We start from the raw sequence: 15391 nt of genomic DNA, 5'->3' as shown, positions 1-15391 counted from the left end.
AAGCGCCGCGGCGGCTCAATGCCGGGTCGCGGCGACATAGAAGTAATAGCCGAGCGGAACGGACAGGATCAGTAGCCCGACGGGCACGCGGGCCACCCGCCCGGCAAGGATCTGCACCAGGACGTAGGCCAGGATGCCGGCGGCGATGCCGGTGCCGAAATTATTGGCGACCAGGGTGACCAGCACCATGACCAGGGCCGGCAGCAGGTCGGCGATCTCGTCGGCCACCAGGTGGCGGATGGTGCCGAACATGGACAGGCCGGTCAGGATCAGGGCCGGCGCCGTCGCCTGCCGGGGCACCGCCATCACAAGGGGCGTGATCAGCAGGGTGGCGAGGAAGCACAGCGCCGCCCAGGCGGAGGTCAGACCGCTGCGGCCCCCCGCCTCCACCCCGGCGGCGGATTCGACCAGGGCCGTGCCCGACGGGATGCCGATCAGCGGCCCCAGGGTCGCCATCACGGAATCAACCAGGAAGGGTCGCTCGATGCCCGGCAGGTTGCCATGCTCATCGGTCAGCGACGCCTTGGCGCCCACGGCCAACGTGGTGCCCAGGGTGGAAAAGAATTCCCCCGCGAAAAAGGCGAACAGATAGGGCAAGGCCGTCAGCGAAAAGGCGCTGGCGATATCGACCTGGAACAAGATCGGCTGGAAGGACCGGGGCAAGGCCACGAGGGAGGACGGCAGCACCGTCAGCCCCAGCGGGATGCCCGCCAGCGTCGCCGCCACGATGCCCGCCAGCATGGCGCCCGGCAGCCGGCGTGCCTGCAGGGCCACGGCGACGCCCAGGCCGGTCAGGGTCACGATGGGCCCCGGCTGGCTGAAATCCCCCAGCGACAGCGAAATGCTCTTGGCGTTCAGCGCCACCATGCCGGCGTCGCGGCAGCCCAGCAGGGCGATGAACAGGCCCAGCGACGCCCCCAAGCCCAGCTTGATGGGGGCCGGCACCAGCCGCATCACCAGGGTGCGCGCACCCGTCAGGGTCATCACCAGGAACAGGACACCCGACAGCAGGGCGATGCCCAGGCCCGCCGGCCAGGGAATGTGCTCGGTCTGCGCCAGGGTAATGCCCAGGATGGCCGACCCGCCCAGGCCCGGCCCGACGATGAAGGGCAGGTTCCCGTACAGGCCCATGAACAGGCTGCCCACGGCCATGACGACGATGGCGGCGGTGGTGGCGGCCCCGCGATCCATGCCGCCACTGGACAGCAGCGACGGGATCACCACGATCAGGTAGGCCGCCGCCATGAAGGCGGTGAGGCCAGCCACGCCCTCGCGCCCCACGCTGGTGCCGCGCGCCGCGAGGTGGAAGCGGCGATCGAGCAGCGCCTTCATCGCCGGGGTCCTCATTGCCTGGCCTGGGCGGTGAATGCGGACAGGAAACGCGCGGTGTCCACCTTCTGCACGATGTGCACCGTCTGCTCGCCCTGGTGCGGGGCAAATTCGTCCTTCCAGATCTGCGCGGTGCCATAGGCCGGCCCCGGCAGCAGGTCGACGTCCATGCGGGCCACCAGCTCCTCCGTGACCAGGGAGCGGTCGATGGCGACGGCGGCGGTCAGCTCATCCCACAGCGGCTGGCCGACCTTGGCGTAGTCATGGAAATAGCGGGCCAGCGGCGTGCCGGCGGATACCACCTGCCCCACCAGCTCCGGCGTCACCTTCACACTGCCGGTGACGTTGCCCATGACGGTGATCTTCTTCCACGGCGCAGTCAGCACGATGTGCGCCGCCTCGGGATCGAACAGGAAATTGAAGTCGGTGGCGTAGTCGGTGTTGCCGGTGACCCGGGCCACCGCCAAATCCAGCCCACCACCCTCGATCACGATCTCCTTGGCCAGCGCCGGCAGGTCGGGCGCCAGGCGCAGCGCCAGGGCGATATTGGTCAGCGGTCCGGCCGTGATCACCATCACCTCGCCCGGGTGGGCCCGCACCTGGCTGATCAGCAGGTGCGCCGCGTCTTCCGGCACCGCCGCGACCTGGGGTTCGCCCTCGGGCAGGGGTGGCACCAGCGCCGGGTCGTCGGGATGATAGCTCCGGCCCGGGCGCGGCGCGTTCCACGCCCCCTTCCACGGGATGGCGCCGTAGCGCTGTTCCCACGCCCGCATCTCGCCCTGGGTGCGCAGCAGGGGCATCTCCGCCCCCTTGGCCACCGGAACGTCCGGCCGGCCGGCGATCTCCAGGAAACGCAGCAGGTGCCGCGTCTCCTCCTGCAGCCAGGCATCGCCGGTGACGACGCCCACCCCCAACAGCTCGACCTTGGGGTCCCGCAGCAGCGGGATCATCGCCTGGATGTTGCTCTGGCCAGGCCCCAGGAAATCATTGTCGAAATAGATCAGGGTCTTGTCGGACGCGGCGGCCGGAACCGTAGCACCCAGGGAGAGCACCAGCGCGGCGGCGCGCGCGGCATGAACGAGCTTCATCGATGACCCCATCAGAACCGCGCGCTGACGTTGGTGAAGACATAGCGCCCCAGGGCATCGTAGATGCCGCTGTAGAAAGCGCCATTGGAAACCTGGCCGCCGGTGCTGGCGGTTACAGGCGGGTCCTTGTCGAACACGTTGTTGACGCCCATCCGCAGGCTGATGTCGTCGGTCAGGGCCAGCGACACGCCCAAGTCCAGGTAGCTGACGCTGGGCAGCGTGGCGTCATAGGGCTGGTAGGCGCCAGCCAGGTAGACGGCGCTGCTGGACTTGTCGTTACGGGTGCCGCCGATGTAGCGCCAGGTGGCCATCAGGTCCAGGCCGTCCGGCAGGGTCCAGTCCACCACCATGCGGTGGCGCCATTTGGGGATGGGCATGCCGCAGGTGACGCCGAAATAGCCCTCGCAGCGGTAGGACGGCGTGTTGGGCAGCACCTGGATCTCATACTTGTCGGTGAAGGTGCCCGAGAAGTTCAGCCCCACCCGGCCCAGGCCGTTCACCCCGATCAGGTCGGCCACGTCGTATTTGGCCGAGAGCGAGAAATCGACGCCCGAAGTGTCGAGGTAGCCGGCGTTGATATAGGTGGTGACGACATAGCCACTGGTGACCAGCGAGCCGGTGGTGGGGTTGCGGACCACCAGGTTGCAGAAGGTGCCGGTGGCGATGCACTGGCTGAGTTCGATCGTGGCCGGCACGGTCGAGATCAGCTTTTTCACATCGATATCGAAATAATCGGCGGTAAGCGTCACGCCCGGCAGGAAGGACGGGGTGATCTGGGTCCCGAACGACACCGTGTTGGACTCTTCCGGCTTCAGGCCCGGGTTGCCGCCGATCATGGCGCCGGACTTCTGCCCCGCCGCCGGGGCGATGTTGCCGTACTGGGCAACCGTCACGCCGGAGGCCTGGCAGGCCGCCAGGCTGGCGGTGGGATGGGCGCCTTCGCAGGGATCGGTCAGGTTGGCGGTGGTGATTTGTTGCGGCCCGTACAGTTCCACCAGGTTGGGCGCGCGCACCGCCCGCTGGAAGCTGCCCCGGAAACGGATGTCGGTGTCCGGCGCCCACTCGCCGCCGGCCTTGTAGGCGGTGGTGTCTCCGGCGGTGCTGTAGTCGGAATAGCGGGCGCCGGCATTCAGGGACAGGCTGTGGAAGAAGGGCCGGTCCTGGACCAGCGGCGCGGTCACCTCGGCGAACAGCTCCTTCACGTCGAAGGCGCCGGAAATGGGGAACTCACCGCCCGAATTGCCCGCCACGTCCTTGGAGGAATAGTGGCTGTCCGGCGTCAGGCCGATCGACTCCCGGCGGTATTCCGTGCCGAAGGCCACGCCGAGGGGGCTGTGGGCCAGGGGGCTGGTGAGGGCCGACAGCTGGCCGGTGACGGCGCCGCTGGCCACCACTTCCTGGGTGAAGCCGGTGCGGTAGAAATCCTGCTGCACATAGCCCAGCGCCTCCGGCGTGATGCCGCCGATGGCGAAGATGTTGATGGGTACGCAGCCGGCAGCACCGGTCTTGCACACGATCTGGCCGCTGGAATTGGTCACGGCCTGCAGCGCGTTGGCGAAGTTGGACAGCGAGATGTCGCCAGTCAGCCGCGAGTCATAATTGGTGCGGCCGTACTGGGCGTAGACGTCGTACTGCCAGTCGTCACTGATGTCGCCCTTGGCCCCCAGCACGCCGCGGTAGGCGGTGTGGGTGGTGTAGTCGTGGCGCGAGCCGGCCTGCACGTCGCGTTCCGATACCACCACGTTGGCGGTCTGGGCGGTGCTCAACCCCGCCGTGGTGCAGAAGACGCTGACCTCCTGCGCCGACAGGTAGGGGTTGTTGCAGTTGACCTTCTCCGCCACGCTGAACACGGCGGTGGGCGACAGTCGGATGTCGGCCTCGTCCCGCATGAACATGAACTCGCCATAGACCTGGTGGCCGGGCGCGTATTCATAGTGGCCGAACAGGTCCAGGTTATAGCGCTGGTCCGGCGACTGCAGGTCGTAGGTGGGGCCGTTGTTGAAGCCGTCCGACGTCTTGTAGGTGCGCAGGGTGTTGCCGGTGGTGCCGTCCAGCGTGTAGGTGCCCCGCGCGGCCCCCGTCTTGGGGTTCAGCGGCTGGAACTGGGCCGGGTATGTAGCGCTGGACAGCGAGCAGGAATAGCCGCTGGCGCCGGCCGACAAGCCGCAGATGGAGAAGTCGCGGTCCGACGTCCCCACCCCTTCGGCATGGCGATAGCTGAAGAAGCCCGTGATGTTGCCGCGCCCGCCAGCGAAGTTCTTGCCGGCGGTGATTGAGACGTCGTTCTGCGGCCCATCGAAGGTGGCCCCGCCGGGATAGGCCTGCTTGGCCGCCGCCGAAACGGCGCGGATGGGATTGTTGTTGGTATGGCTGTAGAAGCCGTTGGTGGTGTCGACCTCGACGCCGTCGAAGTCCTTCTTGAGGACGAAGTTGACGACGCCGGCCAGGGCGTCCGAGCCGTAGACGGCGGAGGCGCCGCCGGTGACCACATCGATGCGCTCGATCAGCGCCGCCGGGACGTTGTTGATATCGGGCGCCTGCGCCGCCGTGCGGTCCGGGTCGCCCTGCATCAGGCGGCGGCCGTCGATCAGCACCAGGGTGCGCTGGTTGCCCAGGTTGCGCAGGTTGATGGTGGCGGTGCCGCTGGCGCCCACCGTGCCGCCGCGGTTGCCGGCGCCCTGGTCGGCGTAGGCCTGCGGTAGGGTGTTGATCAGGTCCTCGACCCGCGTCACGCCGCGCTGCTGCAACTCCTCGCCGCTGACCGTACTGATGGGGCTGACGCTGGTGGCGTCGGGGCTGCGGATGCGCGAGCCGGTGACGATGATCTCGGTCAGCGCCGTGTCGCTGGACGCGGTCTGCGCCGTGGCTGTGCCGGCCGCCCCCGCGGCGATGGCGACGATGGTCGCGGTGAAACACCCGGCGCGCGCACGCGCCTTCCTGCTGATAGACATGGAGCCCCCGTCTGATTTTTTCGCGCCCGACACTTGCCCGGTCGGCGGCTCCTCCCCCGAGGTGGCGCGCGGCTTGCCGCCTGTCGCCCGTCCAGTCCGTGCGGTACCCGGCGGCTGCCCGCCACCTTCCTTGCCCTGTTTGGGCCCGTCCCGTCTGAACTATGAATGTAGTATGACGCGCGCCCCCTCAGAGGGGAAAGTTTTTACATTTATGTTTTTATAACTTTGCCTTATTACAAAACCGCCATGTCCCGAACCATCGACGCGCCCCCCGCCTGGAAGAATCCCGTCTCGCTGCGCCAGCTCCGCTTCTTCGTGGAGTTGGCGCGCACGGGGAACTTCTGCCGCGCGGCGGAGGAGATGTCGGTGTCCCAGCCGGCCATCAGCGCCGGCATCCGCCAGATAGAGGCGCACCTGGGCGTCCGCCTGTTCGACCGCACGACGCATAAGGTGACGCTGACCGACGCGGGCATCTCGCTGCTGCCGCATGCCCAGCGGTTGCTGACCACAGCGGCCAACGCCTTCAGCGACATGCATGAGGTCGCGGGGCGGGAAATCGCCACGGTGCGCATCGGCGCCATCCCCACGGCGATGGAGGCGGTGGCCGCCTCGCTGGCCGAGTTGGCGGGCGACATGCCGGGGGTCGTCCCCCACCTGCATGACGGGCGCGCCGACCAGCTGATCCGCGGCCTGCGCGGCGGCACCTATGACCTGGTGGTGACGGTGCAGGCCCTGCCCGACGACGACCTGGAAGGCGTGCCGCTGTTCGAGGATGAGATGCTGCTGGTGGCCCGCGCCGACCATCCCCTGGCCGCCCACGACCGCCTGCCGTGGCGCGCCCTGGCCGGGCAGGAGATCGTGCATTTCGCCGGCGGCAGCATCGGCGAGCTGACCTCGGCCGCCCTGCAACAGAACGATCTGGCGCCGTCCACCCGCTACCGCGTGGACCAGGTCAACTCGCTCTACGGCTTGGTGCTGAGCGGCCTGGCCATCGGGGTCATGCCCTGGCTGTACACCCTGGGCTTCCCCGAGGACCGCCTGCGGCGCATCCGCCTGGACGGTCCCACCGTGCGCCGCCAGCTACGCCTGCTGCACCGCCCGCAACTGCGGGAGGAGCATCCGCGCGGCGTGGAATTCGCGCAGAGGCTGACGGCCAAGCTGCGCGACAAGCTGGCGGCCAACCGCCTGCCCTGAACGCCGGCGGCAGCCTCAATCGCTCTCGGCGATGGAATCCACCCGGTCCGGATAGAAGGCCAGGTGGTCCTTTATCGCCCCGACAGCGGCGTGCGGCGCCTCATAGGTCCAGATCGCGTTCACCGCCCGCGCGCCGCCGGCGGGGATGCTGAAGTAGGAAGCGTCGCCCTTGTAGGGGCAGTGGGTGGTGTGGTCGGTGCGCTCCAGCGCCGCCATGTCCACATCCTTGCGCGGGATGTACTGGACAGCCGGATAGCGCGCCTCCCGCAGGCTGAGCGCGTCACGCGTGTCGGCGATCACCTTGCCGCCCAGCGTCACGACCACCCGCCTGGGGTTGCGCTCGATGGTGATGGGATGATCGGGCCCGGGTATCTTGATCGTCTTGTCGGACATGGGCTGCCTCCTGCGGTCGCTTCCAAGGATATGGGGCCGGTGGTCCCAGGCGTCGAGACCCGCTTGACAGCCCCTGACCGCGCACCGATCATCAGATGTCAGACCAATTTGGGGCGGCGTCGGGATAGCGCCGCGTCCCACCCATGACATCCGAGGTGCCGTGGTTCCGCCCGCCTCCCCCCTTCCCGCCAGCGCGGCCCTGCAGCCGCTGCCCAGCGCCGACCGCATCGCAGCGGTCAGCGCCGCCCTGGCTGCCTTCATCGCCGAGGGGGCCTTGCAGCCGGGCGACCGCCTGCCGACGGAGCGGGAGCTGATGGCCCGCCTGGCCGTCGGGCGGTCCACGGTGCGGGAGGTCATTCGCCAATTCCAGGCGCGTGGCCTGGTGGAGACGCGCAAGGGCAGCGGCACCTATCTGCTGCGGGCCATCACGCCCGGCGCCGTCCATGTCTCGCTGACAATAGATGCCGGGCTGCTGCGCGACCGGCTGTTGCAGACCCTGGAGATCCGCCGGGGTCTGGAGGTCGCGGCCAGCGAGGCCGCCGCCCGCCGCGCCACCCCGGCCGACCTGGCCATCCTGGAGGAGAAGCTGGTGGCCATGGAGCGCGTGCACCTGGACCAGGGCACCGCCGGGCCGGAGGATTTGCAGTTCCACCTGGCGATCTATGATGCCACCCACAATCCACTGTTCCGCCAGTTGCTGGAGCAGTTCCGCGAGACGTTCGAGCATTTCTTCGACAAGCCCTTCGACCGTCCCGACTTCGCCCGCCGATCCTTCGCCCTGCACCGCGAGCTGTTCGACGCCATCCGCGCCGGCGATCCGGAGGCCGCACGGCTGAAAACCCTGGGCATCCTCGCCATCGTCGAAGAAGACATCCAGGCCATGTCCCCCACAACCGGCTCCCCGCAATGACCGACTTTACCGAAGACCCCGTGGCCCTGGCCCAGCGCTTGGTGGCGCATGATGAGATCACCCACGCCTATGAAGCGGTGGTGCCCGGCATCGTCCAAACATCGCTGTTCACCTTCCCCAATTTCCAGGAGATGGCGGACACCTACGCCGGCAAGCGGTCGCGCAACGTCTATTCCCGCACCACCAACCCCACGGTGACGGAGTTCGAGCGCAAGATGGCCGCGCTGGAGGGGACGGAGGACGCCATCGGCTTCCCCAGCGGCATGGCCGCCATCTCCGGCGCCGTGCTGGCGCTGGTGCAGCCGGGCGACCGCATCGTCTGCGTCCGCCATGTCTACCCGGATGCCTACCGCCTGTTCGAGACGCTGCTGAAGAAATGGGGCGTCACCACCACCTACGTCGACGGCGCCGACCTGGCCGCCGTGGACGCCGCCTTGCCCGGCGCCCGCCTGCTGTACCTGGAAAGCCCCAACAGCTGGATGATGGAGGCGCACGACGTGGCGGCCCTGGCGGCCCTGGCCAGGAAGCACGGCGCCGTCAGCCTGATCGACAACTCCTGGGCCACCCCAATCTTCCAGCAGCCGGCGACGCTGGGTGTGGATCTCGTCCTGCACTCCGCCTCCAAATACATCGGCGGGCACAGCGACACGGTGGCGGGCGTGGTGGCCGGGCGGGCCGATCTCACCGGCATCATCCGCCGGACCATCTGCCCCTACATCGGCGCCAAGCTGGGGCCGTTCGAGGCCTGGCTGCTGCTGCGCGGCCTGCGCACCCTGCCCATCCGCATGAAAGCGCACGAGGCATCGGCCCTGACCCTGGCACGGCGGCTGGCCGAGCATCCCAACGTCACCAAGGTGCACCATCCGGCGCTGATGGGCCCCTTGCCGCCGGGCCTGACCGGCACCTCGGGCCTGTTCTCCTTCACCGTGGACGACGGCATCGATATCCCCGCGCTGTGCGACGCGCTGGCCCTGTTCCACCTGGGCGTCAGCTGGGGCGGGCACGAAAGCCTGGTGGTCCCGGCCCTGGTGACCCACGTCCAGGCCGCCGGCCCCAACTCCGCCCTCGATTTCGGCGTGCCGGCCACCATGGTGCGCCTTCATGTCGGGCTGGAGGGGACGGAGGCGCTGTGGGCCGACCTGGACCAAGCCTTGACGGCGGCCAAACGCTGATGATGCTGAAGCGCCTGCTCCTCACCCTCACCCTGCTTCTGCCAGCGGCCACGGCCCACGCCGAAGAGCTGCGGCTGGTGGAGGTGTTGAGCAGCCCGGAGCGGACGGAGACGCTGAAGCGGCTGGTGGCGGGTTTCGAGGCCCGCCACCCCGGCACCCATGTGGAGATCACCTCCCTGGCCTGGGGATCGGCGTTCGAGAAGCTGGCCACCATGGTGGCGGCGGGTGACATCCCCGACGTGGTGGAGATGCCGGACCGCTGGCTGTCCCTCTACGCCGGCAACGGCCAGCTGGAAAGCCTGGAGCCCTATCTGGCCCGCTGGCCGGAGACCAGGGGCCTGAACGACCGGGCCCTAACGGTCGCGCGCTCCGTGGCCGACACCGCGTATATGCTGCCCTACGGCTTCTATTTGCGCGCCCTGTACTACAACAAGGCGGTGTTCCGCCAGGCCGGCATTGCCAAGCCGCCGAAGACGCTGGAGGAACTGCGCGCCGACGCGGCTCGGATCGCCCAGCTGCCGGGCAAGTCCGGCTATTGCCTGCGCGGCGGGCCGGGCGGCCTGAACGGCTGGGTCATGTTCGGGGCCAGCATCGCCGGCGGCAACGCCTTCTTCCATGACGACGGCACCAGCACCCTGAACGACGCCGGCTGGGTGGCCGGCACCACCTGGCTGATCGACCTGTACAAGGACGGGCTGGCGCCCAGGGACAGCGTCAACTGGGGCTTCAACGAGGTGGTGGCCGGCTTCTACACCGGCACCTGCGCCATGGTGGACCAGGACCCCGACGCCCTGATCGCGCTGAAGGCCCGCATGAAGGCGGAGGATTTCGGCGTGGCGCCTTGGCCCAAGGGCCCCAACGGCAAGGCCTATCCCACCCTGGGCTTCGCCGGCTGGTCCATCTTCAAGAAGTCCGCCCAGAAGGATTTGGCCTGGGACTTGGTGGCGGCCCTGAACGACCCGGCCGGCAACCTGGCCTGGAACCAGCAGACCGGCGCCCTGCCCGTCTACACCGCCGCCGCGCACGACCCGCTGTACGCCGGCGCCATCTATCAGGGGTGGTTCGCGGAACTGGCGGATCCGGACGTGGTGCCCACCCTCATGCCCACCTACCTGCCGGGCTTCGCCTATTTCGCCGACAGCCTGGTGGTGCGCAGCAGCCAGCAGGCCCTGCTGGGCCAGATCAGCCCCGCCACCATGAACAAGCAATGGGCCGCCTACCTGACCAAGGCCAAGCGCAAGCAGGCCTCTTCAAGTCAGTTGGGGGGTGTAAAGCCATGAACCGCACCCTGGCCCTGAAGCTGGAACCTTATTTCTACACGGCACCGTCGCTGCTGCTGATCGCCGCCATCATGCTGGTGCCGCTGGTCACCGGCCTGTCCTACGCCTTCCACGACCTGATCCTGCTGGACCCCTTGAGTGGCGATTTCGTCGGCCTGGATCATTTCCGGGAGATGCTGGACGACGACGGCTTCTGGACGGCGCTGCGCAACACGGTGGTGTGGACGGCGGTGTCGGTGGCGCTGCAATTCACCTTCGGCCTCGTCCTGGCGCTGCTGCTGAACCGGCCGTTCCCGGCGCGCGGCCTGGTGCAGGCCCTGGTCTTCCTGCCCTGGGCGGTGCCAGGCTTCCTGTCCGGCCTCACCTGGGCCTGGCTGTTCAACCCGGTGATCGGCCCGCTGCCCCATTGGCTGCACGGGCTGGGCCTGCTGGCCACGCCGGAGAACATCCTGTCCGACCCGCGCCTGGCGCTGTGGGGGCCCATTGCCGCCAACGTCTGGTGGGGCATCCCCTTCTTCGCCATCACGCTGTTGGCGGCCCTGCAGTCCATCCCCAAGGACATCTATGAGGCGGCGGCCATGGACGGCGCCGGGCCGCTGCTGCGCTTCCGCCGCGTCACCCTGCCCCTGCTGGCGCCCACCATCGCCATCACCGTCATGTTGCGCACCGTGTGGGTGGCCAATTTCGCCGAGCTGATCGTGGTGATGACCAAGGGCGGGCCGGCCGACGCCACCCAGATCCTGTCCAGCTACATCTTCACCCTGGCCTTCCAGCGCCTGGACTTCGGCTACGCCTCCGCCGTGGCCGCCGTGCTGCTGCTGTTGCTGCTGGCTTACGCCGCCGCCGTCATGGTGCTGCGCCACGCGATGACGGAGCGGCCATGAGCAAGACCACCCCCCACAGTATTGGGGCCCGCGTCCTGCACGCCCTGGCGCTGGCGGCCTTCGTCGCCTTCGCCCTGTTCCCCCTGTTCTGGCTGCTGAAGGTGTCGCTGACGCCCGACGATCTGATGTATGGCGAGGGCGTGCGGCTGTGGCCCTCCCGCGTGACGCTGGACCATTACGGGTCCGTCCTGCGCCACAGCCAGTTCCCGCTGTTCTTCCGCAACAGCCTGATCGTTTCCGCCGCGACCGGCCTGCTGGCCACCGCCGCCGCATCGGCCGCCGGCTACGCCTTCTCGCGCTTCCGCTTCCGGGGCAAGGCGTGGGTGGTGGGGGTGATGCTGGTCAGCCAGATGTTCCCCCTGGTCATCATCGTGGCGCCCATCTTCCGCCTGCTGGCGCCGCTGGGCCTGACCAACAGCCTGACGGGCCTGGTGGTGGTCTACACCGCCTTCAACACCCCCTTCGCCGCCTTCCTCATGCAGTCCTTCTTCGAAGCCATTCCGAAGGATTTGGAGGAGGCGGCGATGATGGACGGCGCCACCCGCTTCCAGGCCCTGCGGCGGGTCATCCTGCCCCTGACCCTGCCGGGGCTGGCGGCCACTGGCGGCTTCGTCTTCACCGCGGCGTGGAGCGAGCTGCTGTTCAGCCTGATGCTGAACTCCTCCGCTGCCGTCAGCACTTTCCCCGCCGGGCTGCTGAGCTTCGTCTCGAAATTCTCGGTCGATTTCGGGCAAATGATGGCGGCCGGCGTGCTGGCCCTGCTGCCGGTCGGCGCCTTCTTCCTGCTGATCCAACGCTATCTGGTGCAGGGCCTGACGGCCGGCGCCGTGAAAGGCTGACCCCTCCCCATGGCCACCATCACGCTTTCCAACGTCAGCAAGGATTACGGCGGCGGCCCGGTGCTGCGCGGCATCGACCTGGAGATACGGGAGGGGGAGTTCGTGGCCCTGATGGGGCCGTCGGGCTGCGGCAAGTCCACCCTGCTGCGCCTGATCGCCGGACTGGAAGATCCCAGCGGCGGCGAGATCCGCATCGACGGACGGCGGGTGAACGAGGTGGCGCCCAAGGACCGGGACCTGGCCATGGTGTTCCAGTCCTATGCCCTCTACCCGCACATGACGGTGCGGGAGAACATGAGCTTCGCCCTGAAGCAGCGCCGCCTGCCGCCGGCGGAAATCAAGGCGGCGGTGGAGGCCGCCGCATCCAAGCTGGGCCTGACCGGCCTGCTGGAGCGCAAGCCCAAGGCTCTGTCCGGCGGCCAGCGCCAGCGCGTGGCCATGGGCCGCGCCATCGTACGCAACCCCAAGGCCTTCCTGTTCGATGAGCCCCTGTCCAACCTGGATGCCCGCCTGCGCGAGCAGATGCGTTATGAGATCCGCAAGCTGCACCGTGAGCTGGGCGCCACCAGCGTCTATGTCACGCACGATCAGGTGGAGGCCATGACCATGGCCGACCGCATCGTCGCCCTGAACGACGGCGCCATCCAGCAGGTGGGCAGCCCCCAGGATCTGTACGACAACCCCGCCAACCTGTTCGTGGCCGGCTTCCTCGGCTCCCCGCCCATGAATTTCCTGGACGCGACGCTGGCGCCCGAAGGCGCGCTGGTGGTGGAGGGCCAGACGCTGGCCCGCGTCTCCCCGCCCGCCGGTCTGGCGGCGGGGACCACCCTCACCCTGGGCCTGCGGCCGGAGCGCCTGGCCCTGACTGATCCAACCGAGGGCACGGCTGTCCGCGTTGACGTGGTGGAGACCACGGGCACCGGCCGGGTGGTACACTTGGCCCTCGGCCCCCAACGCCTGAAGCTGTTCACTATGGACCCGCGCCCACTGCCGCCAGGTGAAGTTGTGGGCCTGGTCGCATCGCCCAGCGCACCGCTGCTGTTCGACCCAACCACCGGAACACGCATCGGGTGAGCAACCCTGGCCCCTCAATGAAAAAGCCGGCCGGGAGCATGTCCCGGCCGGCGATATCCGCTCAAATCGCGTCAGGCGGTCACTTGGCGTCGTACATCGCCATGACGTCCTTGCGGAAGGCGGCGCCGCTGTCGGGGCGGGCGTAGAACATGTGGCCGCCGGGGTACATGCGCAGCTTCACCCGCTCCGCGACGCCGTAGGTCGGCATCTGGTCGATCAGCATGCGCGAGCCGAAATAGGGGCAGGACAGGTCGTTCCAGCCGTGGACGATGGTCACCGCCATCTTGGGATCGTTGGCGATGGCCTTGCGCAGGTCGGTGACGGGGTTGTCGGTGTCGTCCCGGTCCCACAGCTTGTTGACCTCATACGACAGGGCGTTGTAGCGCGCCTCCACCTTCCAGCCGACCTGGTTGGTGACGAAGTCGGCCATGGCCGAGGTGGTGGGCGCGATCAGGCCGTCCAGCAGCGGGTCGTTGTACCGGGCCTCGGCGCTGGAGGGGAACGGATCGAAGGCGGTGACGTTGCTGTCGTAGACCGACCCCACCTTGCCGTCGGCGCGGTGGATTTCCCGCAGGTAGGTGCCGATGTCCACCCGGCCGTTCATGCGGCGCACCAGCTTGGGATCCAGGCCGGTCAGCTCCGCCACCTTGGCGGACAGGCGGTCGGTGGCGGCCTTGTCGCGCGGGCCGGCCATCAGGTCCTGCATGAACTCGGTGCGGTCGTACTTCTCGACCGGGCCCATGGTGGTCTCGTTCAAGGGCTTGCCCTGGCGCTCGAAATTGCCGGCGGCCATGGCCGTCAGGTTGATCATCCACGGCAGGGGCGACAGGGCGTCGGCCTCACCGATGGCGGGCGGGTCCAGGTAGGGCGACACCAGGGTCATGCCCGACACGCCCACGCCGATGCGGCTTTGCAGGTAATAGGCCAGGCGCGGCAGGCGATAGCCGCCGTAGCTCTCGCCCACCAGGTACTTCTTGCTGGTCAGGCGGTTGTTAGTCAGCAGCCAGTCATAGATGATGCGGCTGAGGTAATGGATGTCGGAATCGGCCGTGTAGAAGGCCTTTTTGGTCTGTTCCTCATCCACCTTGGTGCGGGAGAAGCCGGTGCCGATGGGGTCGATGAAGACCAGGTCGGTGAAGTCCAGCCAGCTGTTGGCGTTGTCCTTCAGGATGGCCGGGTCGGACGGGCTGTCGCCGGCCTTGCCGAAGGCCACCTGCTTCGGCCCAATGGCGCCAAGGTTCAGATAGACGGAGGAGGCGCCGGGGCCGCCGTTGAAGGCGAAGGTCACCGGGCGCGCGGCGGCGCCGGAACCGGCCACTGTGTAGGCGGTGTACACCACCTCGCCGATGGTCTTGCCCTTCTCGTCCTTCACCGGCAGGGAGCCGACGGTGGCCGTGTACTCGACGCGCTTGCCGGCGATGGTGGCCGTCTGCTTGACCGACTTCGGGGCCGGGAACGGCGCCAGCTCGCCGTCATCCTTCGGCGCCTCCTTGCCCGGCTTGTCGGCGGGTTTGTCGGCGGCATAGGTGGGCGCGCCCATGGCCATCAGCAGGGCGAAGCACGAGACGAACGTAGTGATGCGCATGAAGGATGGTCCCCCTGATCGGTCGGCATCTTTGTGCCTGATGGCGACTTTTAGACCATGGTCGCCACCGACCCCGCAAGCCCGTGGCATTCCCTGCGGCATCGGGGTGCCAGTTACACCGGACCCTGGGTTGATGAATGGCCCCACAGGCCCCTGCGGCGCAACCAGCGGGACCTCCGCCCCGCCGGTAATGGGGATACCGTATCCGTCGACAGCCGTGTGAGTCGCGTCCGCCGGCTCTCAGGTGCCACGCGGATACGACAGGGTGCGCAGCCAGTCGCGTATGGTCGCCAGCTCATCGGCGGTGGCATGGCGCCGGGCCGTGGCGGGGCTCAGCACCGGCATGCGCGCCGGGCTGCCGTCCGCGCCGGGCGACAACATGCGCACCAGCGCGCACTGCGCCGTGATCTGGGCGTCGCTCAGGGTCGCATAGGGCAGGTCCGGAATGAGCTGGATATCGCTGCTCGCCTGCCCGCCGCCATAGGGGTTGGCGATGGAGGCCAGCAGTTCCGGCTCAGTCTCCCAGCTATAGCGGCCCTGGGCATCGTGGCGACCGTAGATCTCATACCGCGCCTGCACGTCGTCCTGCGAGGCGGTGATGGTGAACAGGATGGTCTGCACGTCGGCGAAGGTCGGCGGGTTGGCCATGGGCATGTTCCTTCATGTGCGGGCCGGGCGGCGGGGTCTGCAGG

At 68.4% G+C, this 15391-nt stretch carries 12 protein-coding genes and 1 pseudogene; 7 read left to right on the top strand and 6 right to left on the bottom strand.

The annotated features are described in order from the left end of the window. Nucleotides 1-15: 15 nt before the first annotated feature. The 3 genes and pseudogenes from P5F91_RS12300 to P5F91_RS12290 all read right to left on the bottom strand — a co-directional run bounded on the left by P5F91_RS12300 (nt 16) and on the right by P5F91_RS12290 (nt 5368). Nucleotides 16-1332, bottom strand: coding sequence for an NCS2 family permease (locus P5F91_RS12300; protein WP_277907291.1), 1317 nt, complete (start codon nt 1330-1332; stop codon nt 16-18). Nucleotides 1333-1433: 101 nt separating this feature from the next. Next, nucleotides 1434-2279 (bottom strand): annotated as a pseudogene (locus P5F91_RS12295) (nucleoside hydrolase); the annotation flags it as partial. Between the two features lie 149 nt (nt 2280-2428). Then, on the bottom strand, nt 2429-5368 hold the full coding sequence (locus P5F91_RS12290) for a TonB-dependent receptor domain-containing protein (protein ID WP_145609649.1): 2940 nt from the start codon (nt 5366-5368) through the stop codon (nt 2429-2431). 246 nt (nt 5369-5614) lie between these two features. Here P5F91_RS12290 and P5F91_RS12285 point away from each other — a divergent pair, with 246 nt between their 5' ends. Then, entirely contained in the window at nt 5615-6562 is a 948-nt protein-coding gene (locus P5F91_RS12285) for a LysR family transcriptional regulator (protein ID WP_145609650.1), read from the top strand. A 15-nt stretch (nt 6563-6577) separates the two neighbouring features. Here the strand turns inward: P5F91_RS12285 and P5F91_RS12280 are convergent, their stop codons facing one another. Then, the gene (locus P5F91_RS12280) at nt 6578-6955 is read right to left on the bottom strand and encodes a DUF427 domain-containing protein (protein ID WP_145609651.1); all 378 of its coding nucleotides are present in this window, start codon (nt 6953-6955) and stop codon (nt 6578-6580) included. A 160-nt stretch (nt 6956-7115) separates the two neighbouring features. Here P5F91_RS12280 and P5F91_RS12275 point away from each other — a divergent pair, with 160 nt between their 5' ends. From P5F91_RS12275 to P5F91_RS12250, 6 genes are read left to right on the top strand one after another with little or no spacing between them, the layout of a single operon-like run. Beyond that, nucleotides 7116-7865: a FadR/GntR family transcriptional regulator gene (locus P5F91_RS12275; protein ID WP_277907289.1), complete on the top strand. Its 750-nt coding sequence runs from the start codon at nt 7116-7118 to the stop codon at nt 7863-7865. Then, nucleotides 7862-9037, top strand: a complete 1176-nt coding sequence (locus P5F91_RS12270) for a PLP-dependent transferase (protein ID WP_145609653.1) — start codon at nt 7862-7864, stop codon at nt 9035-9037. Before P5F91_RS12275 ends, P5F91_RS12270 begins: the two co-directional genes overlap by 4 nt. Continuing rightward, nucleotides 9037-10317, top strand: coding sequence for an ABC transporter substrate-binding protein (locus P5F91_RS12265; RefSeq protein WP_277907288.1), 1281 nt, complete (start codon nt 9037-9039; stop codon nt 10315-10317). Before P5F91_RS12270 ends, P5F91_RS12265 begins: the two co-directional genes overlap by 1 nt. Further along, nucleotides 10314-11201 carry a carbohydrate ABC transporter permease gene (locus tag P5F91_RS12260; RefSeq protein WP_246134281.1) on the top strand — a complete coding sequence of 296 codons (888 nt, stop codon included), beginning with the start codon at nt 10314-10316 and terminating at the stop codon, nt 11199-11201. Before P5F91_RS12265 ends, P5F91_RS12260 begins: the two co-directional genes overlap by 4 nt. Then, nucleotides 11198-12040, top strand: coding sequence for a carbohydrate ABC transporter permease (locus P5F91_RS12255; RefSeq protein ID WP_277907287.1), 843 nt, complete (start codon nt 11198-11200; stop codon nt 12038-12040). The genes P5F91_RS12260 and P5F91_RS12255 overlap by 4 nt, the downstream gene beginning before the upstream one ends. A 9-nt stretch (nt 12041-12049) precedes the next feature. After that, nucleotides 12050-13114 (top strand): ABC transporter ATP-binding protein, encoded by a 1065-nt coding sequence (locus P5F91_RS12250; protein ID WP_277907286.1) that lies wholly within the window; start codon nt 12050-12052, stop codon nt 13112-13114. A gap of 79 nt (nt 13115-13193) precedes the next feature. Here P5F91_RS12250 and P5F91_RS12245 read toward each other — a convergent pair whose 3' ends face one another. Together P5F91_RS12245 and P5F91_RS12240 are read right to left on the bottom strand one after the other, a co-directional pair. Next, nucleotides 13194-14699: a S10 family peptidase gene (locus P5F91_RS12245; protein ID WP_088871246.1), complete on the bottom strand. Its 1506-nt coding sequence runs from the start codon at nt 14697-14699 to the stop codon at nt 13194-13196. A 240-nt stretch (nt 14700-14939) separates the two neighbouring features. After that, nucleotides 14940-15347 carry a hypothetical protein gene (locus P5F91_RS12240; RefSeq protein ID WP_277907285.1) on the bottom strand — a complete coding sequence of 136 codons (408 nt, stop codon included), beginning with the start codon at nt 15345-15347 and terminating at the stop codon, nt 14940-14942. Nucleotides 15348-15391: the final 44 nt, after the last annotated feature.

This window comes from Nitrospirillum amazonense (assembly GCF_029594735.1).
Taxonomy (GTDB): domain Bacteria; phylum Pseudomonadota; class Alphaproteobacteria; order Azospirillales; family Azospirillaceae; genus Nitrospirillum; species Nitrospirillum amazonense.
Note: the sequence above shows the minus strand (reverse complement) of the source record. Positions and strands in the feature narration are given on the sequence as shown.

What these genes read in the sequence shown, in the direction of transcription:
- P5F91_RS12300 (WP_277907291.1), bottom strand. Translation starts at nt 1,332, where the DNA reads ATGAAGGCGCTGCTCGATCGCCGCTTCCACCTCGCGGCGCGCGGCACC.
- P5F91_RS12290 (WP_145609649.1), bottom strand. Translation starts at nt 5,368, where the DNA reads ATGTCTATCAGCAGGAAGGCGCGTGCGCGCGCCGGGTGTTTCACCGCG.
- P5F91_RS12285 (WP_145609650.1), top strand. Translation starts at nt 5,615, where the DNA reads ATGTCCCGAACCATCGACGCGCCCCCCGCCTGGAAGAATCCCGTCTCG.
- P5F91_RS12280 (WP_145609651.1), bottom strand. Translation starts at nt 6,955, where the DNA reads ATGTCCGACAAGACGATCAAGATACCCGGGCCCGATCATCCCATCACC.
- P5F91_RS12270 (WP_145609653.1), top strand. Translation starts at nt 7,862, where the DNA reads ATGACCGACTTTACCGAAGACCCCGTGGCCCTGGCCCAGCGCTTGGTG.
- P5F91_RS12265 (WP_277907288.1), top strand. Translation starts at nt 9,037, where the DNA reads ATGATGCTGAAGCGCCTGCTCCTCACCCTCACCCTGCTTCTGCCAGCG.
- P5F91_RS12260 (WP_246134281.1), top strand. Translation starts at nt 10,314, where the DNA reads ATGAACCGCACCCTGGCCCTGAAGCTGGAACCTTATTTCTACACGGCA.
- P5F91_RS12255 (WP_277907287.1), top strand. Translation starts at nt 11,198, where the DNA reads ATGAGCAAGACCACCCCCCACAGTATTGGGGCCCGCGTCCTGCACGCC.
- P5F91_RS12250 (WP_277907286.1), top strand. Translation starts at nt 12,050, where the DNA reads ATGGCCACCATCACGCTTTCCAACGTCAGCAAGGATTACGGCGGCGGC.
- P5F91_RS12245 (WP_088871246.1), bottom strand. Translation starts at nt 14,699, where the DNA reads ATGCGCATCACTACGTTCGTCTCGTGCTTCGCCCTGCTGATGGCCATG.
- P5F91_RS12240 (WP_277907285.1), bottom strand. Translation starts at nt 15,347, where the DNA reads ATGGCCAACCCGCCGACCTTCGCCGACGTGCAGACCATCCTGTTCACC.